The organism is uncultured Zhongshania sp. (assembly GCF_963975605.1).
GTDB lineage: Bacteria > Pseudomonadota > Gammaproteobacteria > Pseudomonadales > Spongiibacteraceae > Spongiibacter > Spongiibacter aquimaris.
Genome location: NZ_CAXBHN010000001.1, coordinates 67580 through 88227 on the forward strand (window position 1 = coordinate 67580; position 20648 = coordinate 88227).

The 20648-nt window shown below is 50.2% G+C and carries 17 protein-coding genes; 9 read left to right on the forward strand and 8 right to left on the reverse strand.

The genetic code is table 11. The features are described from left to right. Positions 1-6 precede the first annotated feature (6 nt). Together AAC007_RS00320 and AAC007_RS00325 are read right to left on the reverse strand one after the other, a co-directional pair. Positions 7-1467 carry an ATP-binding cassette domain-containing protein gene (locus AAC007_RS00320; RefSeq protein WP_339673860.1) on the reverse strand — a complete coding sequence of 487 codons (1461 nt, stop codon included), beginning with the start codon at positions 1465-1467 and terminating at the stop codon, positions 7-9. Positions 1468-1550: 83 nt separating this feature from the next. Then, positions 1551-2426: a TIGR00730 family Rossman fold protein gene (locus AAC007_RS00325; RefSeq protein ID WP_339673862.1), complete on the reverse strand. Its 876-nt coding sequence runs from the start codon at positions 2424-2426 to the stop codon at positions 1551-1553. Positions 2427-2782: 356 nt separating this feature from the next. Here AAC007_RS00325 and AAC007_RS00330 point away from each other — a divergent pair, with 356 nt between their 5' ends. From AAC007_RS00330 to AAC007_RS00360, 7 genes are all read left to right on the forward strand, one after another. After that, complete coding sequence (locus tag AAC007_RS00330; RefSeq protein WP_339673865.1) at positions 2783-3661, forward strand: DUF1295 domain-containing protein; 879 nt, start codon at positions 2783-2785, stop codon at positions 3659-3661. A gap of 174 nt (positions 3662-3835) precedes the next feature. Continuing rightward, on the forward strand, positions 3836-5395 hold the full coding sequence (locus AAC007_RS00335) for a cation:proton antiporter family protein (RefSeq protein WP_339673867.1): 1560 nt from the start codon (positions 3836-3838) through the stop codon (positions 5393-5395). Between the two features lie 229 nt (positions 5396-5624). After that, complete coding sequence (locus AAC007_RS00340) at positions 5625-5921, forward strand: hypothetical protein (protein WP_295875642.1); 297 nt, start codon at positions 5625-5627, stop codon at positions 5919-5921. Continuing rightward, positions 5918-8950 carry a YadA-like family protein gene (locus AAC007_RS00345; RefSeq protein ID WP_339673871.1) on the forward strand — a complete coding sequence of 1011 codons (3033 nt, stop codon included), beginning with the start codon at positions 5918-5920 and terminating at the stop codon, positions 8948-8950. Before AAC007_RS00340 ends, AAC007_RS00345 begins: the two co-directional genes overlap by 4 nt. 38 nt (positions 8951-8988) lie before the next feature. Then, a complete protein-coding gene (locus AAC007_RS00350) occupies positions 8989-9468 on the forward strand; it encodes a hypothetical protein (RefSeq protein WP_219042305.1) in 480 nt (159 codons plus the stop codon). Positions 9469-9694: 226 nt separating this feature from the next. Beyond that, positions 9695-11008, forward strand: coding sequence for a DUF2157 domain-containing protein (locus AAC007_RS00355; RefSeq protein ID WP_339673874.1), 1314 nt, complete (start codon positions 9695-9697; stop codon positions 11006-11008). Further along, positions 11001-12002: a GDYXXLXY domain-containing protein gene (locus AAC007_RS00360; RefSeq protein WP_339673877.1), complete on the forward strand. Its 1002-nt coding sequence runs from the start codon at positions 11001-11003 to the stop codon at positions 12000-12002. The genes AAC007_RS00355 and AAC007_RS00360 overlap by 8 nt, the downstream gene beginning before the upstream one ends. A 53-nt stretch (positions 12003-12055) precedes the next feature. Here the strand turns inward: AAC007_RS00360 and AAC007_RS00365 are convergent, their stop codons facing one another. Both AAC007_RS00365 and AAC007_RS00370 read right to left on the reverse strand, forming a co-directional pair. Then, a complete protein-coding gene (locus AAC007_RS00365) occupies positions 12056-12460 on the reverse strand; it encodes a GFA family protein (protein ID WP_339673879.1) in 405 nt (134 codons plus the stop codon). Positions 12461-12614: 154 nt separating this feature from the next. Then, positions 12615-13838 (reverse strand): fatty acid desaturase, encoded by a 1224-nt coding sequence (locus AAC007_RS00370; protein WP_339673881.1) that lies wholly within the window; start codon positions 13836-13838, stop codon positions 12615-12617. A gap of 414 nt (positions 13839-14252) precedes the next feature. Between AAC007_RS00370 and AAC007_RS00375 the strand changes: the two genes are divergently transcribed. Continuing rightward, entirely contained in the window at positions 14253-16658 is a 2406-nt protein-coding gene (locus AAC007_RS00375) for a TonB-dependent receptor plug domain-containing protein (RefSeq protein WP_339673883.1), read from the forward strand. 62 nt (positions 16659-16720) lie between these two features. After that, positions 16721-17728, forward strand: a complete 1008-nt coding sequence (locus tag AAC007_RS00380) for a 2-dehydropantoate 2-reductase (protein ID WP_295875610.1) — start codon at positions 16721-16723, stop codon at positions 17726-17728. Here the strand turns inward: AAC007_RS00380 and AAC007_RS00385 are convergent. The 4 genes from AAC007_RS00385 to AAC007_RS00400 all read right to left on the reverse strand — a co-directional run bounded on the left by AAC007_RS00385 (position 17708) and on the right by AAC007_RS00400 (position 20549). Further along, positions 17708-18481, reverse strand: coding sequence for a hypothetical protein (locus AAC007_RS00385; RefSeq protein WP_296433943.1), 774 nt, complete (start codon positions 18479-18481; stop codon positions 17708-17710). The genes AAC007_RS00380 and AAC007_RS00385 overlap by 21 nt on opposite strands. 152 nt (positions 18482-18633) lie before the next feature. Further along, a complete protein-coding gene (locus AAC007_RS00390; protein ID WP_339673890.1) occupies positions 18634-19041 on the reverse strand; it encodes a hypothetical protein in 408 nt (135 codons plus the stop codon). A gap of 410 nt (positions 19042-19451) precedes the next feature. Beyond that, positions 19452-19775, reverse strand: a complete 324-nt coding sequence (locus AAC007_RS00395; RefSeq protein ID WP_339673892.1) for a DUF962 domain-containing protein — start codon at positions 19773-19775, stop codon at positions 19452-19454. A gap of 12 nt (positions 19776-19787) precedes the next feature. After that, entirely contained in the window at positions 19788-20549 is a 762-nt protein-coding gene (locus AAC007_RS00400; RefSeq protein WP_339673894.1) for a class II aldolase/adducin family protein, read from the reverse strand. Positions 20550-20648: the final 99 nt, after the last annotated feature.

Consider the following 20648-nt stretch of genomic DNA (forward strand, 5'->3'; position numbering starts at 1 on the left):
GAACACTTACTGAGTGCGCTCGCGGATTTGGGCGGTGGAACCGCCCTTGTCAGAAGGCACCAAGTCCATAAATTGGTTGATACAATCCGGCACGTCTTCGCTGCGGTGACTGACAAATAAAATCCGGGTTTCACCGTGAGCGGCAATTTGATCGACCGCCCCCAAAAGTTTGGATTTTTGTTCATTGTCTAAGCCAATGCAGGGCTCATCTAAAATTAAAATCCGCGGCGATTTCACCATGGCTCGCGCCAGCAAAACCATGCGCTGCTCGCCAAAGGATAGGCGGTCGAAGCGCTGTTCTTTTAGCGGCAGTAGTTCTAGGGCGTCTAGCCAAGCCACCAGCAACTGCCGCTGCGCTTCGCTGTAATCACTATACAGACCCACCGAATCAAATAACCCTGAGGCCACGACGTCGATAACTTTGGTGCGCTTTAAATTGCTCATTTGCATGCTGGTATTCAGCAAGCCGAATTGGGCTTTTACGTCCCATATGCTTTCACCGCTGCCGCGCTGTCGACCAAATAAAAAAACGTGCTGGCCGTAGGCCTTGTCATTTTCTCCGCACAATAGGCCTAGCAGTGTCGATTTCCCCGCGCCGTTGGGGCCACTAATGCAGCAGTGTTGGTTGGGCATCAAGGTCCAATTAATATCGCTTAACACTTGCTTGCCGCGGAAATTGACGTTGATGTCTCTCAATTCAAGCAGGGCCATGTCTGAGGGGTGTGCTGGCGCCTCGGTGATTGGCAAGGGTTTTGCGTAATGATGTACTGCCGTCGCCTGTTGTTTTGCATCGCTGGCACTGAGTTCACCGAGTATTTTGCCGTGTTCCATTTTAACAACGGTATCTATGCCATCGGGTATGTCATTCGCGTCTTTGGTCAGCAATACCAGTGGGGTACTCGAGGCGACGAGCTCTGCTAATAGACTGTGCATTTCCGCCTGCGCTTTTACATCTAAACCTTCAAAGGGATTGTCGAGTATTAAGGCGGCGGGTTTGGCAAATAGTGCTCGCGCTAATAGGGTTTTTCGGCTTTCACCGGTCGAGATAAAGCGAATGCCTTGTTCAAGAATATGCTTAATGCCTAAGCGCTCGCACAGCTGATGAAAGTCGGCATTGGGTGTGCGCCCCTGCAGTATCACGTTTTGCACTGTGGTACCTACGTCGAAGGCGTCGTCGCGGGTTTCACTGTCGTCGAAGCGTCGGTCGCGTTCCATTAACTCGCGATGTAAGTCGAAGGAAATATGGGCAATATCAGCGGGGCCAATGTTGTCGGCAAAAATGACGTCGCCGCTATTGGGGCGCAGTGTATCGGTAATGAGTTTGGCCAATGTGGTTTTGCCTGCGCCATTACCGCCCAAAATAGCGACATGCTGGCCCTGCGGCCACTGCCAGTTGAAGTTGTCTAAAATTGGGTCGAGTTGGTAGGCAAAACGAATGTGTTCAAAACGTACGATAGGGGCGGACATGCGAAACCATTTTCACTGAAAAATAGCTCCGCATTATATCATAAGCATGGACTCCAAATGCTCGGTTTGTCTATGCCACAAGCTTAGCAGCCTATACATTGTCCCGGGCTGAGTTGGTAGAAGTCGACTATATGCTGCCAAGCTTGCTCCGCAGTATCCACAATAGAAATCATATTGACGTCGTCGGGGCTGATGACGCCCTCGTCGCGCAAAAACTCTAAATTAATTGCCTGACGCCAAAATTCGTGACCAATCAGAATGATCGGTACACGCTTGGATTTACCGGTTTGAATCAGTGTGAGCGCCTCAAACAATTCGTCGAAGGTACCAAAGCCGCCGGGGCAGACAATGACGGCCTTTGCCCGTAGCATAAAATGCATTTTGCGGATGCCAAAATAGTGAAAACGGAAACAGAACTCGGGGCTGATATAGCGGTTAGGTTCCTGTTCATGGGGCAACACAATATTTAATCCGATAGACTTGCCGCCCGCTTCCATGGCGCCACGATTTGCGGCTTCCATAATACCGGGGCCACCTCCGGTTACCACATAGAGTTGTTCGTTTTCCTCGCAATTTGCTGAATGTGATGTTATCAGCTCACCTAAGCGTTTAGCTTGCTGATAGTGGTGACTATTGCGCTGCTCGCGTTTTGCGGCGCGAATCTTGGCTGGTTCGCCGTCAGCTTCGGCGACTTTGAGTGCGGCATCTGCGTCTTCCGGTGATAAAAAGCGTGCGCTACCAAAAATAACGATCGTTGATTCAACGCCGTGCTCTTTCAATACCATTTCGGGCTTTTGTAATTCTAAGTGAAAGCGCAGGCCGCGCAGTTCTTCACGTAATAAAAAATCTTGGTCGGTGTAAGCCAGTCGGTAGGCTGCAGGTATGTCCTGTTGGTTGCTAGGCATTTCCTCGCGGGCAGATGGGAAATTAGCTCCGCGTAATTTTGATTTATCTGGCATCTACTATGTCCTTATTGTGTTTTCGACTCTTATGCTGCGTGATGTCTTGCTCAGGGGCAAGACTTGATTTCGGCAAGATCATTGGTCGGTAGATTTAGCCTATATACCTAATATATAGACGGTAATTCTTGTGCTGGCCTGCTTAGCAGGTATGATCAATCCAGATGTGTGCTGAAATTCAGCGGATATTGTTATTTAGCCGAAGTTCGAAACTGGGGCGATTTACAAGTCATGTTCCGGGAATTTTTGCTTTCAAAGAGGCGGCGGGAGTCGCTTACCTTTTGTTACGCCGGCTTAGCGCGCGAGTATCAAGTGCGACTTAGGCGAGTTTTTGGCAAGGAAAACTAGTCCACAATATGAATTCTGTTATGCGCAGTTTGTTCCCTATTCTTGCTCTGCTTATCTTGGTGGGCGGCATCGCGATGCTGGCTACGTCTGGAATGCCGACCACTTATGGTCTGGCCCTGCCGGTATGGGCTTTGGTGCTCGCGATGATTGCGCAGTGGCTTGGTTTTCTTCATGCCTATGCTTTTCAAACCGAGCGCTACTACGATTTAATTGGTGCGCTAACTAATATTGCCGTGGTTGTATTTGTTGTTGCCTTAGCTGAGCGGGCAGATGCGCGTAGTTATTTACTTGCGGCCTGCATTTTATTTTGGGCTCTGCGCTTAGGCAGTTTTTTATTCCTGCGAATTTTGAAAGATGGTGGTGATGGTCGTTTTGATGATATTAAACCGCATTTTTTCAGATTTTTGCTGACCTGGACGTTGCAGGGCGTGTGGATATTTCTCATTCAATTATGCGCCCTGTTGGCAATTGGCGCCGACAGCACCGAAAACGGCCTTGGTTTATTTGCACTATTGGGTAGTTGTTGTTGGCTGGCGGGGATGCTTATTGAAAGTCTTGCAGATTGGCAAAAGCGACAGTTTCGCGCCAATCCAGCGAACGACGGTCACTTTATTAATGTGGGTTTGTGGGCGTGGTCGCGACACCCGAATTATTTTGGCGAGATTTTGGTGTGGATTGGCGTCGCGGTGATTGCACTACCAGTGTTAAATGGCTGGATGCTATTGGGCTTGCTTTCACCTTGCTTCGTCATCTTTTTACTCACTAAGGTTAGTGGTATTCCCTTGTTAGAAGAGCGCGCAGATAAGCGCTGGGGTGCAGAGCCAGAGTATATAAAGTACAAAAATATGACACCGGTATTGTTGCCAAAAGCGCCGCGCAAGGCGTAATTTTGTAAAAATAGGGAGACCTTTGCACGAGCCGGAATTTTGTTCGCTGGCAAGGAATAGGCGCGCGGAATGAGAGAGTTTATACTCATAAATGACCGATTGAGTACGACTCTGACACAGGCAGAGGGCAAAATAACTATCGTGCAAAGATCTCCGGGATATGGATAAGTATCGATGATAGAACCCATTATAGTGGGATTAGCCTTTGTAGCAGGTTTGGGTTTTAGGCGCGTGGGTATGCCGCCATTACTTGGTTATCTGGTAGCGGGTTTCTTGGCAGGTGGGTTGCAGCTCGGTGACGCCGAAGTTATTCATGCGCTGTCGGAAGTGGGCATTATCCTGCTGCTATTTACCATTGGATTAAAGCTCAATCTGCGCGAATTACTTGCGCCACAAGTTTGGGCCACTGCGTCTTTACACACCGCTATTGTGGTGCCCTTAACCGCTGGGATGCTGTTGAGTTTACCTTGGCTGTTGCCCGGTGTCGCAGAGGTGGAAACCTCGGTCGCGTGGATGTTAGCCTTCGCTTTATCATTTTCAAGCACCGTGTTCGCCGTCAAAATTTTTGATGAGCGCGGGGAAGGCGCAGCCCTGCACGCCAAGATCGCGATCGGTATATTGATTGTGCAGGACATTTTTGCGGTTAGCTATTTGGTTTTATCCGCCGAACATGCACCGTCACCGTGGGCGTTTGCCTTGCTCGGACTACCATTGCTTCGCCCGCTTTTGGCTTATTTTCTCAAGCAAGCGGGCCACGGTGAATTATTAGTTTTGTTTGGTATCGCGGTAGCGCTTGGTAGTGCTGAATTATTTGAAATGCTTCATTTAGAGGGGGGGCTGGGGGCGCTGCTATTCGGCGTATTGCTGTCCAACATTTCAAAGAGTGTCGAGCTCTATAAAAATCTCATCAATTTCAAAGATATTTTCCTGACAGCGTTTTTTCTCAGCATCGGTTACTCGGGCTTGCCCAGCGGTGAGATGTTGCTGGTTGCGGGTGCTATTGGCTTACTTATTTTCCTTCGACCACTGATTTATTTTCTATTGCTATTGACGTTCAGGCTGCGCGCGCGGACTTCATTACTCGTTGGTCTCTCTCTGTTCAATTACAGTGAGTTTGGCTTAATTGTTGCCGCTATGGCGGTTAAAGGTGGGCAGCTGCCGGCGGTCTGGCTTACTACCTTGGCAGTCGCGATGGCGCTGTCCCTATTTGTTGCGGTGCCTTTCAATACTCATGTTCATCTGCTGTACGGGCGACTTGCCAGTCGCCTGCAAAAATTGGAACGCAGCGAATTACTGATTCAGGAGCGGCCCGTTGATCTGGGCGATGCAGAAATCGTTATTTTTGGTATGGGTCGTATCGGCAGCGGCGCTTACGACTATTTGAGTCAGCACTACCCCAATAAAATTGTTGGCGTGGAGGAGAGTGCCGATAAAGCGCTAAAGCTCCGTTTGTCTGGGGTGTCCTGCGTGCCGGGCGATGCGAGTGACCGCGATTTTCTAGAGCGTGCTGATTTGCATAAACGCAAGACGGTATTGGTTAGTCTTACCAATCACTCTGAGAATATCGATGTTGTTAAAATGCTTCAACATCTTGACTATAAAGGAAAAATTGCAGTTGTGTCGCGATTTCCTGACCAGCAAGAGGAGTTAATTAGTTTGGGCTGCATCACCTTCAACCTTTATGCAGAAGCCGGCCACGGTTTCGCCGAGCGAGTAATGGAGGAGATGTCTTAGGCGTTTGTCCAAATTATGCTCTGTACCACATTAATACGATGGCGCCCTCAGTGGCGCCATTTTTTCATTTGCTGGCCGTAATCTATCCCCTGATCCAGCCGTTTTCGAAAATTATAAATTTTTTTGATCTGGCACTGATCCGTTTTCAAGTTGAGCACGTAATCATCCTAATAAAAAAATAATGTGACGATGATTGTCGCGATACTCAGGGAAAGGATTTGCCCAAGATATGACAATGGCTGGCTTTTCTAATAAGGACTTGCTGAGCACTGCGCAACCTGGCGCAGTGCCGGATGGGTTGTGCTCAACTCGTATTCGTCATGGAAAATCAAAGAATATAGATCCCGCATTGCGCCTCGCGATGCCTGTGCCGGTACTGTCTTTTCTTAATTTAAGTCTTCTAACGCGTTTTATTTCAGCGAATTTCTCTCCTTATTCTTTTTCTTTTCTCGCCTATTTGCTTCTTAAACAGGCAGAAATTCATGTAGCTAAGACCCACAAAATGCCTATGGAGGCAAAAAAATGAAAATTAGTGAACAACGATGGCGCCATGTTTTTGGAGATACGCAATCGACCTTTCAGGTGCGAGTGCGTGGGGCATTATTGAGCGCAGTTATTACACTGCCGCTGCTTTTGGGGGGTAATGAAAGCTCTGCATTTGAGTGTACAGATGCCAGTGGAACACTGATAACCGCGCCGGATGATGGTGGCGATCCAAGCAATACGGCCTGTGGTGACGGTGCAGTTACCGTAGACACAGATCCTGGGATTAATGATGGTGCGGTTGCCATTGGTGGTGATGGTCCTGAAGACGCAGACTTACTGGGCGCGCAAGCGTCGGGAATCGACGCGGTGGCCATTGGCGCCGATGCCGTGGCGAGCGGGAATTCCACGACCGCGGTAGGTGGTGAAGCTGAGGCCATTGGTCCTGGCTCAACGGCAATTGGTTGGCGCTCAGAGTCAGGTGAGCGTTCTACGGCTATTGGTCATTTAGCGACGTCGACTGGCGTTCGTTCAGTCGCAATCGGCGAAAACGCGGATGCACAGGGTGACAATGCAACGGCTATCGGCAATGAAAGTATTGCTAATGGTGCCGATGCGTTGGCAATTGGTGATACGGCAGCGGCTACTGGAACATCTTCCACCGCTGTGGGTGGGGAATCTATCGCCAATGGCACTGCAGCAACGGCTTACGGCTGGCAATCGAACGCCACTGGTGAGCGCGCACATGCTGTGGGACATCTTGCCACTGCAACAGGTGAGCGTACATTGGCGGTCGGCGAAGCAGCCAACGCGACGGGGGTGCAGGCCAGTGCAATTGGTAATGAGGCGTCCGCTACCGGTACTGATGCAACCGCGATTGGTACTCAATCGCTTGCCAATGGCAATTCGACCACGGCAGTTGGCGGAGAATCAGTTGCTGATGGTTTAGCAGCAACGGCTTACGGCTGGCAATCGAACGCCACTGGTGAGCGCGCACATGCAATGGGTCACCTTGCCACTGCAACGGGTGATCGCACATTGGCAGTGGGCGAAGCCGCTACTGCAACGGGCGAGCAGGCTAGCGCCATCGGTAACGAAGCGTCGGCTACAGGTATTGATGCAATGGCGATTGGTACGCAATCCGTTGCCAATGGTAATTCGACAACCGCAGTGGGCGGTGAATCAGTTGCAACAGGTCCAGGCGCTAGCACGTTTGGTTGGCGTGCAGAGTCAGGTGAACGTTCTACGGCTGTCGGTCATTTAGCGACGGCGACTGGTATTCGTTCAGTTGCGATCGGCGAAAACGCAGATGCGCAGGGTGACAACGCAACGGCTATCGGTAATGAAAGTATTGCCAATGGTGCCGATGCGTTGGCAATTGGTGATACCGCAATGGCTACTGGACCATCCACTACCGCAGTGGGTGGTGAATCTGTTGCAACAGGTCCAGGCGCTAGCACATTTGGTTGGCGTGCAGAGTCAGGTGAACGTTCTACGGCTGTCGGTCATTTAGCGACGGCGACCGGTGTTCGTTCAGTCGCGATCGGCGAAAACGCAGATGCGCAGGGTGACAACGCAACCGCTATCGGCAATGAAAGTATTGCCAATGGTGCCGATGCGTTGGCAATTGGTGATACGACAATGGCTACTGGAACATCCACCACCGCTGTTGGTGGGGAATCTATTGCCAATGGCACTGCAGCAACGGCCTTCGGTTGGAAATCCAATGCCACTGGCGAGCGTGCACATGCAATGGGCCATCTTGCCACTGCAACCGGCGATCGCACATTGGCAGTGGGCGAAGCCGCTACTGCAGCGGGCGAGCAGGCTAGTGCCATCGGTAACGAGGCGTCGGCTACAGGTATTGATGCAACGGCGATTGGCACGCAATCGATTGCTAACGGTAATTCGACTACCGCAGTAGGCGGTGAATCAGTGGCTGATGGTCTCGCTGCAACGGCTTACGGTTGGAAATCCAATGCCACTGGTGAGCGCGCACATGCAATGGGTCACCTTGCCACTGCAACCGGCGATCGCACATTGGCAGTGGGCGAAGCCGCTACTGCAACGGGCGAGCAGGCTAGCGCCATCGGTAACGAGGCGTCGGCTACAGGTATTGATGCAATGGCGATTGGTACGCAATCGGTTGCCAATGGTAATTCGACCACCGCAGTAGGCGGTGAATCTGTCGCCACTGGTCCAGGTGCGACTGCGTTTGGCTGGCAGTCTGGTGCAAACTCCGAGCGTGCTACTGCCTTGGGCCATTTGGCGCAAGCGGATGGTATTCGTTCAACAGCGGTCGGCGAAGCAGCCACTGCTCAGGGCCTTGAGTCGGTCGCGATTGGTAATCAATCCAGTGCAACGGGCACCGATGCAATGGCTATTGGTACCATGGCGGTAGCGAATGGCAATTCAACGACGACCGTCGGTGGCGAGTCTGTCGCAACGGGTGCGGGTGCAACTGCCTACGGTTGGCAATCAGCTGCGAATGCGGAACGCTCAACGGCCCTGGGTCATCTAGCACAGGCAAATGGTGTTCGCTCGGTAGCGGTGGGTGAAGCCGCGGTAGCCGGTGGCGCTCGTTCTGTTGCGATTGGTGACGGTGCTAGTGCGGGACAAGACAACTCGGTTGCAATCGGTGCTGGTGCGACAACCACGCGGGCTAACCAAGTGGTTTTGGGCACTGCCTCGAGCACGTACACTACACCGGGTATTACCTCCGCAGCGAGCCGCTCGGCGCAGTCTGGTCCCACTGAGTTTGTCACTTCCGACGCAAACGGCAATCTGGCGACAGATGGCGGCGCGACATTTAGTCAGATTCAGGAAAACCGCGATGCGATCGAGGAGAACCGCGGCGGTATCGCGTTAGCGATGGCCATGAGTTCACCTTATGTTCCGGTCGATCAAAGATTTGCCTTGAGCATCGGAGCAGGCTACTTTGAAGGTGAGGAAGCCACCGCCCTGTCAGGTGCAATTCGCGCAAGCGAAACCGTGCAGTTTGAGTTTGGTATCGGCAGCGGTAAAAGTAATTCTACTGTAGGTGGCCGTGTTGGGATGACCGCTTCATGGTAATACGTTTGACGAAAGCCCCCGGAAAATGGGGGCTTTATATGTTTAGATCGACGTTAATGGTGTGCGCTTTTTTGCTAAGCGTGATGAATGCGCACGCTGATAAAAACGTCACGATGTTTGACCCCGGGGAAGCAGCGAAAATCGTGTGGTCAACATTTATCGCGATTGAGCAGGCAAATGACACTTTGAATTATTCGGTGTTTAGAGAAATAGCGGCTCCAGAGTTTCAGCGCAAGAATAGCGCTGAAGATGTTGCCAAGCTATTTGCTGGATTACGCCAGTCGGGTGTCGATTTAAGTCGTGTATTACTGCTCAACCCTGAGTACGAAATCTCACCTCAGATAGCCGAGACCGGCTTATTGCGTATGCGCGGTAAGTTTGCGGTGCCGCCGGAGGTGGTGAACTTTGACCTACTTTACCAAATGATTTACGGCGAATGGAGGTTGCTCGGTGTTGCAGTGGTGACCGGTTTAGAAGAGGCTAAGATCGAGCGTCGTCGATTCTGGTTTAAGAAATAACCGGCTTGTATTTGTTTTTTTGTTCGCGTTGAGCGTTGCGGTGTTGTGGGACGTAATAAACTACGTTTAACAACACCGTTTTTTTATGCCGCAGTTTTGACCCTCAGCGCAAACCACGATTAGTTACATTCCCCATTTCCCTCTTTAATACTGCAAGCCGTTTGCTCATAATGATGCGAGAGAAGCTGGGACGCTTGTCCGGCGAATTATATTCTGCGGGAGCAATATGGATAACAATAACCCTTGGTTACGCGCCGAAATTGCGCAGTGGCTGCGAGAGGGTATTATTACTGATGAACAGGCACGTACCTTATACGCGCGCTATCCAGCATTTGTAGCCTACCGTCCGAAAAGTGATATCGCGTGGGGAAAGGCTATTTTTGCTGTTCTGGGCGCAGGCGTTTTCGGGCTTGGCGTCATTCTGTTGTTTGCCTACAACTGGGAGGGGATGCACCGTTTTGCAAAAATGGCTGCTATCGGACTAGGGATTGTTGGCGCTCACGGTATCGCCTTATTAATGGCGAAAAGTGACAAGTCTAATCCTCGGATAACGGAGAGTTTCCATTTATTAGGTACCATGATTTTTGGCGCCGGCATTTGGTTAATAGCGCAAATCTACCATTTTGATGCTCACTATCCTGATGGCTTTCTGCTTTGGTGTGTGGCGGCATTGGCTTTGGCTTGGGCATTGCCTTCGACAGCACACGCGGCTTTGGCAACTATTTTATTGCTGTTGTGGAGCGGTCTCGAGACCTTCGAATTTGGTCGGCATATTCCTCTTGCGAGCTGTGCCTTACTCCTGTTGATATTGCCGCTGGCTTACTTGCAGCGTTCGGCTTCGCTGCTAGCTGTGGTGTTGTTAGCACTGCCTCTTTCCTATGTTTTCACTGTTTTTGGTATCGGCGAAAAATATTTATTTGCAGTTGGTTTGCTGTTGTTAATTAGCTATTTTGCGCTGGCTAATTTGGCGACGGTGAGCGCGTATCCTGAAAGCGCGTATGTGGTCAAGATTGTTGCTAGCTCGCTTTGGCTGCCATTGATTTTTATTGGTAGCTTCATTGGGCTTTCACCGCTGTTAGGAATGTCGCAGCTAGCAGGGTTTGGTTTGCTGTATGTGCTCCTGCCCTTATTCGCTGCTGTTGTCGCATGGGCGATTGCCATTGCGCGATCGAGAACCCGACCCGAAACGCTAGATGAGTGGTTGGAAAGTGGATTAGTCCTACTGGTGTTATTGGTGGTGGTATTGCCGGCAGTAGTTGGTTTGGACGTGAATGGCTTCAGCAGAGGCATATTTAATATTGTATTTTTGGCTTACGGCTTGTTGTACGTATATCGCGGCACCCAGTTTCTCAAGGGGCGAATTTTGTCTCTGGGTTGCGCGATGTTAGTGCTGCTGGGGGCTGCCCGCTTTACCGATTTATTCCAGAGCTTACTGGCGCGCTCCGCCGTCTTTTTACTATTGGGGGTGTTGCTATTTTTAATCGGCTTGCGCTATTCCAAGCAGAGTACCCGTAAAAAACTGGAGAAGCCCCATGCGTAAAATCCTGGTTGTGCTTCTTGTGTTAGGCCAGGTCGCGGTGCTGGCTTATCTGGGTGGGGAGCGAGAGTGGATTCGGCACAATGGTGAAAGGATATTTTTGCGGACCGCACCTGTGGATCCACGCGATCCCTTCCGAGGCGATTTTGTAAGATTGAGTTATTCGCTTAATAGCATCGATGTCACTCGTTTTAGGTCTTCGGTGTCGGCTGAGTCCTTAAAGCGCGAAACTATCGTTTACGCGGTTTTGAAACCCAGTTCGACAGATGTCTACCAGCTAGATTATCTCAGCGATCGCAAGCCCAGTGGTGGCCTCTTTCTGCGCGGTAGGGTGAGTCGAGACGCTAGCGGCGGTCAGATACAGGTTCGCTACGGGATTGAACAGTATTTTGTGCAGCAGGGTAGCGGGATAGAAATTGAGCGCAAGCGCGGTTCCGGTGATGATCTCCAAATTCCTATGGAGGTAGAGTTAGCAGTAGGTCGCAGCGGTCGTGCGGTGTTAACGAATTATCGTTGGAGCCGAATTGGAATTCGTCTAGAGCAAATTGCTGGTGCAAATGAAGATCGTGGTGAAGGCGCGCCACCGCGCAGTCCGGTGTTGATTGTCACCTTAAAGAACGTCTCGGATTCACTGCTACAGCTGGCCGATAATGAAATGCACTGTGGTTTTTCATTGCAAACTGAAGGCGATACTGGGCGGCGTTATAGTATGGCCAACACCCGTTGTAATCCCTTTGTTTTTAAGCCGGGTGACGTCATTAATTTGGAGCCGGGCGAGGAGTATCGCGTTGAGTTGGACACGGCTTTGCCGCGTTGGTATGTATTGCAGGAAGGCGTAGCTGGCTCGGCGTCGATTGCTGCCGCTGCACCTAATGAGCGCTTTAGAATGGTTTATCGGCCACCGGTTGTGATGTCGGGAATGGATAGTAATGCCACGCTATTGTGGCAGGGCGAGTTAACCTCCCCGGCATTTAATGTGCGTGGTCAAATTGATTGAGCCCCAGATACTGGCGGGAATTTAGGGCTTATTTTGTTCGCTGCGGCCGCGTTTCAGTTGGGGGCCGTTGGGCCTTCAGTGAACGCGGTAATGCCCGGTGGTAAAACTTCCCAGCTGGCTTTTGACCCTACAAATAAGTGGTAGCCAATTTCAATATCTGGGTCTCCGTTGATACAGCCCAGTGTCACCCCGTGTACTTCCCCGTTGTGGGTGCCGCAGAGTGTCGACCCGCATTTGCTGCAAAATTGCAGGCCGAAGTTGGGCATAGATTCATAGCTCGTTAGTAAATCTTGTCCCTGAATCCAACTGAAGTCGTCGACGTCGACCAGAGCGTAAGCTGATGCCTGTGCGCTAAAGGTTTTGCGGCAGCGCGAGCAGTGGCAGGAACGCGCGTCTTTCAGTTTGCCATCTATTTGATACTTAACACTTCCGCAAAAGCACTCACCAGTAATAAGCATTCGTTTTTCCTAAGACAAGGGTTTTAAATGTTTATGAAGGATGATGTTGAGTTGATTAAAAAATGTTGGGATGCGCCATCTGCTTTAAAGCATTGCTCTAGCCTCAGTTGGATTGAGGCTAGAGCGATATTAGACATTTGTTTCCGAAAGGGTGTTAGGCCATTTCCATCGTCAGCATTTGCAGACGCTTGCGTTGCATTTTTAGTGCGTACTCTAATTCTTTTAAGCGGCTGCGCAGAGTCGCATGTTCCCATGCGTCGTGTAGGTTTTGCTGCAGGCTTTCTTTCTTGCCGGCCAGATTAAGCTGTAGTGCATCTTTTTGTGCGGCAAGGTTGTCGCGTTTAGCTTCCATCCAGCGCTGGCTTACTGCGTTCCAGTCATTTAAATGGTCGCAAAACAGCTGGTACTCTTGTTCTAGAAACGCGGTAAATTGGTTGCTATCACTGCCTTTGCGATTGCGCAGCGCTTGCTCCGCCTTTTTGAACTGCATGGTCATGATGGCGCGTTGAATTTTGAAGTCGGGAATCTTGCGCAAATCCCAGGTGAGCCCCATCCACGAAGCTGACTTTATCAGCCACTTGGTAGGATCGTAATGCCACCAGCGGATGCCATTGCGATAGTCATTTTGAAATATGTGGTGGTAGTTGTGGTAACCCTCACCATAGGTAAGAAGTGCTAAGAAGTCGTTGTCACGCGCGGTGTTCTCGTCGGTGTAAGGGCGGCGGCCCCAAAAGTGCGCGAGGGAATTGATAAAGAAGGTAGTGTGGTGACTGACAACCAAACGCAGTACCCCAGCTAGCAGGATGTTTTCCAGCATATGACCGGTGATAAAGCCGAGAGCGACTGCGGGCGCAATGTTCATGAACAACACTAACGGCAGATAGTAGCGATGTTGCCACATAACAATTTTATCGCGTTGCAGGTCTTTGGCGTTAGAGAAGTCCTCGCTGCTTGCGGGGTAGTCACGCAGCATCCAGCCAATATGAGAGTACCACAGGCCTTTTTTTGCTGAGTAGGGGTCTTGCTCAACATGGTCGACATGACGGTGGTGGCGCCGATGTCCAGAGGCCCAAATTAGAATGCTGTTTTGGGTAGCTGCCGCGCCAAATAGGGCAAACATCACTTTTAAAATGGGGTGGGCTTTGTAGCTATTGTGAGCCCACAGGCGATGGTAGCCGGCTGTAATAGACATGCCATTGGCGCCGAGAATAAGGAAAAAGCCCAGCCAGCCAGTCCATGTAAATCCGTGAGTGATTCCGTACCAAGGTACGCCAATCAGTGCAATTAATAAGGTGCTGGAAAACAAAATAGTCTGCATCCACAGCCGTGGCGGCAGTGTTTCAGTCATCTTGTTTTCACGCTGTACGTGCTCGGGCATGGGAGGTAGGCCTCGGATATCTATTATTCGCGTAAGGTCATTTTATAGAAAGCCTCCCAGCAATAACAGTTACCGCTTCATGACAATTTGTCAGCGCAAATGATCTGGTGTTGCTAGGCGCAAATTCTATCTCTTTTGGCGACACTACACATTGAGAGCGCCGGTGGATATCCGCAATTTCCCTGAGGCGCGCTAGGGCAAGTTGAGGTTCCTGTTGGGCGAGCATGTGGTATTGTTATTCCGTCGTGAAAGCGCTGTTATTTAAACGTACACCTCAGAATAACTTCTTAGAATTGGAATGCGATGACATTTAAATGCGCGAATAGATTTCCTCCTTCGGTGAAGCTACTTGGCGTCCACAAACCCCTTTCAGCGCGGCCCTTATTATTGCTTAGTGCATTAGTAGGCTCCCTGTTGAGCCCCAATATTGGCTGGGCGGCGGAAGAGTTGCGGCTCGAAGAGGTGTTGGTGAGTGCCCGCAAGAAGACCGAGTCTCTGCAAGATACGCCTATTTCACTGACCGTTTTTAATGAAGAGCGCCTGACGGTAGAAGGCATTAGTGGCTTAAAGGATATTGCGAGCAAAGTACCCGGTTTGACTATTGAGCCATTCCCTATAAATGGCGGGAGCCTGCGAATATATATTCGCGGCATTGGCATAGGTGATGTTCAGGTCACGCAGGACACGCCGGTGGCCTTATATATCGATGGTGTTTATATCGCTAGATCGAGCGGGACCTCGATGGATGTTGCTGAGCTGGCACGGATAGAAATTTTGCGCGGACCGCAGGGCACTTTATACGGCCGCAATACCACTGGTGGGGCAATTAACCTGGTTACTCGTCGGCCGAATACCGAGGCAATCGAGTTCGCGCAAGTATTGTCTGCGGGCAATCAAGCGCTGTTGCGATCTAAGACAAGTGTTAATTTACCTCTTACTGATACCTTGGCGTTCAAATTTGCTTACCTGACGGAAAGCCGCGATGGCTTTGTAGAAAATACTGGGCCCGGTGGTGATTTTGGTGACCGCGATATTCAAGGGCTGCGTTTTGATTTGGGCTGGGAAGTCAGCGAGCAACTTCGGCTTGATTATAGTTATGATCGCTCAGAGCTTGAATATTACAATTACACCTTTCAGGCTGTAACACCGCCGGATCCCAATGGCAATAAAGGTCAGTCTAACGCCGTCAAGAACAGTGCCCAAGCGCGTAGCCGCTTTGGCAGTGCGAGATTAAGCTCATTAGCGACCACATCGCCGCTTGAAGCGTCAAATAGTGATATTGAAGGGCATGCTCTCATTATTAGTGCGGATACAGGCTTTGGTGAATTTAAGTATATTGGTGCTTATCGGGAGTTGAAAGACGCTGCGTACACCGACCTGGGCGGTGGGCTTGGTGCGCCAGATTACCGCTTGGACACCAATAGTTACGATGGGCCAGCGGCGCAGTTTGCGACGGGTGGTGCGACGCCATTGGTAAGGCCGGAAATTCGTCAGCATCAAAGCTCACATGAATTTCAGTTTAGTGATGCCCTTGATGACTGGGGAATAGAGTATATCCTGGGCGTTTACTATTTTGAGGAGTCGGCGGTTGAGGATAATAGCCCTTTCCACTTGCAGCTGACCTCACCCGTTGATGGTTTTGAAGATGCACATATCGTCAATCTTCTAAGTCAGAAATACGACGTTGATAATCAGGCGATGGCTGCCTTTGGCCAACTTACCTGGACGCCGAATATTTTCAATAAGAGCTTACATATTACCCTTGGCGCTCGCCACTCACGGGATCATCGCTACGCCCTAAAAAACCAGCGTGACGAGGTATTCATCGAGTACTCGCCGGTGAATGGTGTGCCATTGGTGTTGCCGTTGGCTGAGCTTGCGCAAAATCCGGTGCTTGGTCCCGTACTTGGTCCTGTTTTTATGCAGGCGGGTCTGCCGGGTGATCGGCGTTTTGACAATGCTTCTGGCGATCGTCGTTTTAAAGATGACTCCTTCAGTTTATTGACGGAATACGAAATTAATGACGATATCAATATCTACGGCAAGCTAGTTGAGGCGTATAAAAGCGGCGGTTTTAATACTCGGGATCCGCAATTAGACGGTAATCAAGGCCCTGCCTCTGACGGTATCGATTACGGCGTTGGCTTTGCCGATGGTTTTGGAGAAGAAAAGGCGCGCACTGCGGAGCTGGGAATAAAGAGTGAATGGATGGGAGGGCGCTTGCGGGTAAATGCTGATATTTATCGGACCGAGTTCGACGATATGCAAATGAACTTTATCCTCAACGGCACGATAGCCGACACCAAGGTTTTAAATGCGGGTAGGGCCAGCATGTCGGGTTTTGAGTTTGATGTGACCGCACTGGTTAATGACGATCTTGTTGTGACCATGGAGTACGCCTATCTCGATGCCGAAATTACCGAAGTCATCGATAGCTTTGGCAACGATGTAACTCAGCGTTATGCCTTCTCGGCCGCACCGGTAAATAGTTACACCGCATCTGCTAACTGGATTGCGTGGCGCGGTGAATCTGCGCTGTTACAGCTCAATATCAATACTAGCTATATGGATACCCGTTTGGGTGGTGGCGATGTTCAGAAGGCCTATACCATTTTACGTGACTACCAATTATGGAATGCCCGCTTGAGCTTAGATGAAATTCGCTTTGCCAATGGCAGTGTGAGTATCGCCCTTTGGGGTAAAAACTTGCTTGATAAAGAGTATGAAAGCTACGCGATCGATAACCTGCCGCACGCAGATCGGGCGGTGCTGTGGGGTGATCCATTGAGTTATGGAATTGACCTAGCTTATCGGTATTAAGGGATAAATTGCGCGAGCAAATAGTTTGATAGTGTCCACAATAAAAACATATGGAGCCGTTGATGGCATTGCGAGTAGGAATAGTGGGTGCAGGAAGTATCGGTTGCTACGTGGGTGCCGCATTAGTCATGGGTGGTGCAGATGTCAGCTTTTTAGGGCGTGAGCGGATAGCTGAAACGGTTGCCGAACACGGTTTGCGAATTAGTGATTTTCGCGGCTTGGATCACCATATTCCTGCGGCACGCTTGTGTTTTTACACGGATATCGCCGCGATGGGGGATCGAGATTGCGTCATCGTTACGGTTAAATCTGGTGATACTGCTGCTATCGCGGCGGACCTGGCCAAGGTGTTAGCCTCAAAAGCCACCGTGATTAGTTTGCAAAATGGTGTCGGTAATGCGGCGGTCTTGCAGCAAGCGATGCCTAGAAATACGGTATTGCCCGGCATGATTGCATTTAATGTTGTGCAGGGAGAGAAGGGCTGTTTTCACGCGGGTACCGATGGCGAAGTTATTATTCAAGATGCGCCGGTTGCGCGCGAGTTAGCCGGTTTTTTTAAAGCGAGTGGCACGCCCTTTGAAACCCACGATGATATGTTGTCGGTGCTCTGGTCTAAGCTGCTATTAAATTTAAACAACCCTATCAATGCCCTGTCCGGTATTGGCCTAAAAGATCAACTTTCACAGCGAGCTTACCGGCGGTGCTTAGCTGCCTCTCAGCGTGAGGCCTTGGCGGCGATCAGTGCCGCGAAAATTCCAGTACAAAAATTAACGGCGGTACCCGCGCAGTGGCTGCCTGCAGTATTGAGCTTGCCAGATTTGATATTTAAACGACTCGCGCAACCTATGCTCGCCATTGATCCACTGGCGCGGTCTTCTATGTGGGAGGACTTGGAGCGGGGTCGTAAAACGGAAGTTGAGTGGTTAAATGGTGAGGTAATACGGCTTGCTGCAGAACACGGTATTCCGGTGCCGGTTAACGAGCGGATAAGGCATTTGATTCAGTTGGCCGAGCAGGGCGGTCGCCGTGATTATCGCGCGGCGGAGTTGTTAGCGGCTATCCGCACTTAATCTTAAGCCGTCAGCCAAATTCGCCACGCGGCGTTTACCGCCGGGATAGCTCACCACCATGCGTCCTCCCATCAGGCGATAGTTGAATTGCAGGGCCCAATTTTCTTCATTGTCGGCGGTGTATATCTTGCCATCAACGGCTTTCCAGCGACGTGCTTGGGTGTTTAAACACGGATCTTGTTCGACCTGCGGCTTGCGGGTGTCGACCGTATAACTGTCTTCGCATAGGGTGCCATCTTCCATGAAGCGAACGGCCCATTGCTCACCAGAGTAAGGCTTGTCTAAATTGCCTTCAGGCTCGGCGATGGTGAGCCAAGTTCCGATGATGGCGCTATCAATAGGAGCTTGCGCGGCATTAGATGTGAAATCAAATTGCTGGCCAGTTTTACCGCTTTCATCCTTTAGGCTGAGGCGGAGACTGTTTTCAGAGAGACGTTTTATTTCAAACCTTCGCTCGCCGTCAAAGGTCGCTGTTGTGCCGAGTATCGGTTTATAACTACCGGAAATTTGATTACCGCTCAACCCGCCCATGAGCAGGTAGCGATCACGGGTATCGCCCATCTGTAACTTTGCCGTTACCAGGGATTGGAAGGTCTTATTCGGTGCAAGTTGCAGAATCCATGTGCTGCCATCGACCTCAGCAAAATAACGATCTTGGAAGCCGTTTACCTCGGCGCGCGCTCCCTCCGAACCGAGCAGGCTGGCGGCAATACTAACGATAAAGCACGCCGCAAATTGGGCCTTAGTGACCATTCTCATGCTTCCCCTTTGTTTATTTTTGAGTGGGGCGTCGACTCCATAGTGTCACATCATAGAGTATTTATTACACGATATCTAAATTCCGTGGCATTGGTCTAATTGGGCTGGCTGTGTGGTGTGAATTATCTACTGTTGGTTCCCGCTGTTTAGTAGTCGTCTAAACGCCAGCCTTGCTCAGTTTTAATTAGCTGCACGCGATCTTCAACGGTGACTGCGTCACCGGCCTTAAAGTCGCCGTATTGCATGCGCATTGTCATGAGTTTGAAGCCGGCACCGACTGTCTCGAAGGGAGATTCGCTTGGCGTATTTATGACTTGCTCGCTGAGTTCTTCAAAGCTTGTTTTAAATGTGAGCTGGTAACGAATATCGGCGATATAGAGCTGCTCGTTTTTAAGCAGACCGTTGGTCTTTTCAAAATCAGAGATTGTGTAGGTTTCGGCACCGCCGTCGCTTAGCATTCGGTCTGAGACTAGTTGCTCAATCTGGCGGTCGCTCGGTTTTCCTGAACACGCAATTAAGAAAAGGCAGAGGACAAATAGGCTGATTTTTTTCATTGATGATCCAAGCTAAACAATTTTTGGTCTTGGATTCTAGCGCACTATCTTCGCTTGGCAAAAACAAGCTCAACTCTGGACTATCCAGAGGGCTAAAAACGGCACGAAGTTAAAGACCAAAATAAGCACTTTATACAAGGCTAGGAACTGATAGATCGTGGTATTAAAGTCGTCTTGTGAAAGTTTGAACAGCTGGCCGTGCACTCGATAAATGAAGCCTGGCATCAAAGAGAATGCGAGGGAGCTGAACAGAAGTGCGCTGAAATTAATGATGCAGCACCATTTGAGAAAGCTGGTAACTAGAACGATGTCCATCTCGGCTCCTATTCATCAAGTTCACTGTGTGATGTCACCACACAGCATAGTCGAAATAACAAGTGCCGGGGTTCAAATCCTAAATGGCGCGGTGATTAGAAGGGTATTTTGCCGATCAGCATGTCTTTGGCCATTACCCAATCACCAATGAAGCTATAGAGCGGATGTTTAAACGTGGCCGGCTTATTGTGCTCAAAAAAGAAGTGACCAATCCAGGCGAAGCCGTAACCTATCACCGGTATTAGCCAGAGCAAGGCCCACAGCTGGCTTGCAATTACGCTGATTAATAGGGCTAATACCAGCGTACTGCCAATAAAATGTAGGCGTCTGCAGGTAGTATTACGGTGTTCTGCCAAATAGAAGGGGTAGAACTCAGCAAAGCTATTAAAATGCTGTAATTCCTTGTTTGTGGTAGTCATAGTGAGTTCCTTTTATTCTGCGTAGCCGGGGTTTTGGCGGTCTAATTTGCGAAGTAATCCCGGCCAGGCAATCCCGCCGAAAAGTCCGCCGGTAACAATTCTGGCGGCTTCTTTTACGCCATCAACAATGGCGGGATTGATGGGTGTCAAATCGCGATTACCCGCCAGTGCGCGCACTTGGATCATACAGCTGGCTTCAAATATATACATAGAGAGAAAGGCATCCGCGGGATTGTTGCCGACGGTAAGCAGCCCGTGGTTGCGCAGCATCAGAAAGGTATTATCTGCTAGATCTGCTACCAAGCGGGGTTTTTCATCCTCATTCAAGGCAATGCCTTCGTAATCGTGATAACCGAGGCTGGCTAGTACAAGTGTCGACTGCTGCGACAGGGGTAGCACCCCGTCGCGCTGAGCGGACACCGCAACGCCATTTAGAGAATGGGTGTGCATAACGCAGTGGGCATCTTCACGGGCTTGATGAATCGCGCTGTGAATGGTGAATCCCGCCGGGTTCACGGGATAAGGTGACTCTTCAACTTTTTCACCGCGCAAATCTATTTTTACCAGTGACGAAGCGGTAATTTCTTCGAACATCATACCGTAGGGATTAATTAAGAAATGATGCTCTGGACCAGGTACCCGCGCGGAAATATGGGTAAAAACTAAATCATCCCAGCCAAAAAGGGCGACAAGGCGGTATGCCGCTGCCAAGTCTATCCGCAGCTGCCATTCTTCTGCGGAGACACGATCTTTGAGTGAAGTGCTTGTTGCCATGGGTGCTGGTCCCGATTTTATTAGGTGCAATTTTAATCTATAGCTCAGTGTCGACGTTTTGCATCGAAAAATCTGTCAACAAAGTTACACTGTTGGATA

What these genes read in the sequence shown, in the direction of transcription:
- AAC007_RS00340 (WP_295875642.1), top strand. Translation starts at nt 5,625, where the DNA reads ATGACAATGGCTGGCTTTTCTAATAAGGACTTGCTGAGCACTGCGCAA.
- AAC007_RS00345 (WP_339673871.1), top strand. Translation starts at nt 5,918, where the DNA reads ATGAAAATTAGTGAACAACGATGGCGCCATGTTTTTGGAGATACGCAA.
- AAC007_RS00355 (WP_339673874.1), top strand. Translation starts at nt 9,695, where the DNA reads ATGGATAACAATAACCCTTGGTTACGCGCCGAAATTGCGCAGTGGCTG.
- AAC007_RS00350 (WP_219042305.1), top strand. Translation starts at nt 8,989, where the DNA reads ATGTTTAGATCGACGTTAATGGTGTGCGCTTTTTTGCTAAGCGTGATG.
- AAC007_RS00325 (WP_339673862.1), bottom strand. Translation starts at nt 2,426, where the DNA reads ATGCCAGATAAATCAAAATTACGCGGAGCTAATTTCCCATCTGCCCGC.
- AAC007_RS00335 (WP_339673867.1), top strand. Translation starts at nt 3,836, where the DNA reads ATGATAGAACCCATTATAGTGGGATTAGCCTTTGTAGCAGGTTTGGGT.
- AAC007_RS00395 (WP_339673892.1), bottom strand. Translation starts at nt 19,775, where the DNA reads ATGACTACCACAAACAAGGAATTACAGCATTTTAATAGCTTTGCTGAG.
- AAC007_RS00385 (WP_296433943.1), bottom strand. Translation starts at nt 18,481, where the DNA reads ATGGTCACTAAGGCCCAATTTGCGGCGTGCTTTATCGTTAGTATTGCC.
- AAC007_RS00390 (WP_339673890.1), bottom strand. Translation starts at nt 19,041, where the DNA reads ATGAAAAAAATCAGCCTATTTGTCCTCTGCCTTTTCTTAATTGCGTGT.
- AAC007_RS00370 (WP_339673881.1), bottom strand. Translation starts at nt 13,838, where the DNA reads ATGCCCGAGCACGTACAGCGTGAAAACAAGATGACTGAAACACTGCCG.
- AAC007_RS00380 (WP_295875610.1), top strand. Translation starts at nt 16,721, where the DNA reads ATGGCATTGCGAGTAGGAATAGTGGGTGCAGGAAGTATCGGTTGCTAC.
- AAC007_RS00320 (WP_339673860.1), bottom strand. Translation starts at nt 1,467, where the DNA reads ATGTCCGCCCCTATCGTACGTTTTGAACACATTCGTTTTGCCTACCAA.
- AAC007_RS00365 (WP_339673879.1), bottom strand. Translation starts at nt 12,460, where the DNA reads ATGCTTATTACTGGTGAGTGCTTTTGCGGAAGTGTTAAGTATCAAATA.
- AAC007_RS00360 (WP_339673877.1), top strand. Translation starts at nt 11,001, where the DNA reads ATGCGTAAAATCCTGGTTGTGCTTCTTGTGTTAGGCCAGGTCGCGGTG.
- AAC007_RS00330 (WP_339673865.1), top strand. Translation starts at nt 2,783, where the DNA reads ATGAATTCTGTTATGCGCAGTTTGTTCCCTATTCTTGCTCTGCTTATC.
- AAC007_RS00400 (WP_339673894.1), bottom strand. Translation starts at nt 20,549, where the DNA reads ATGGCAACAAGCACTTCACTCAAAGATCGTGTCTCCGCAGAAGAATGG.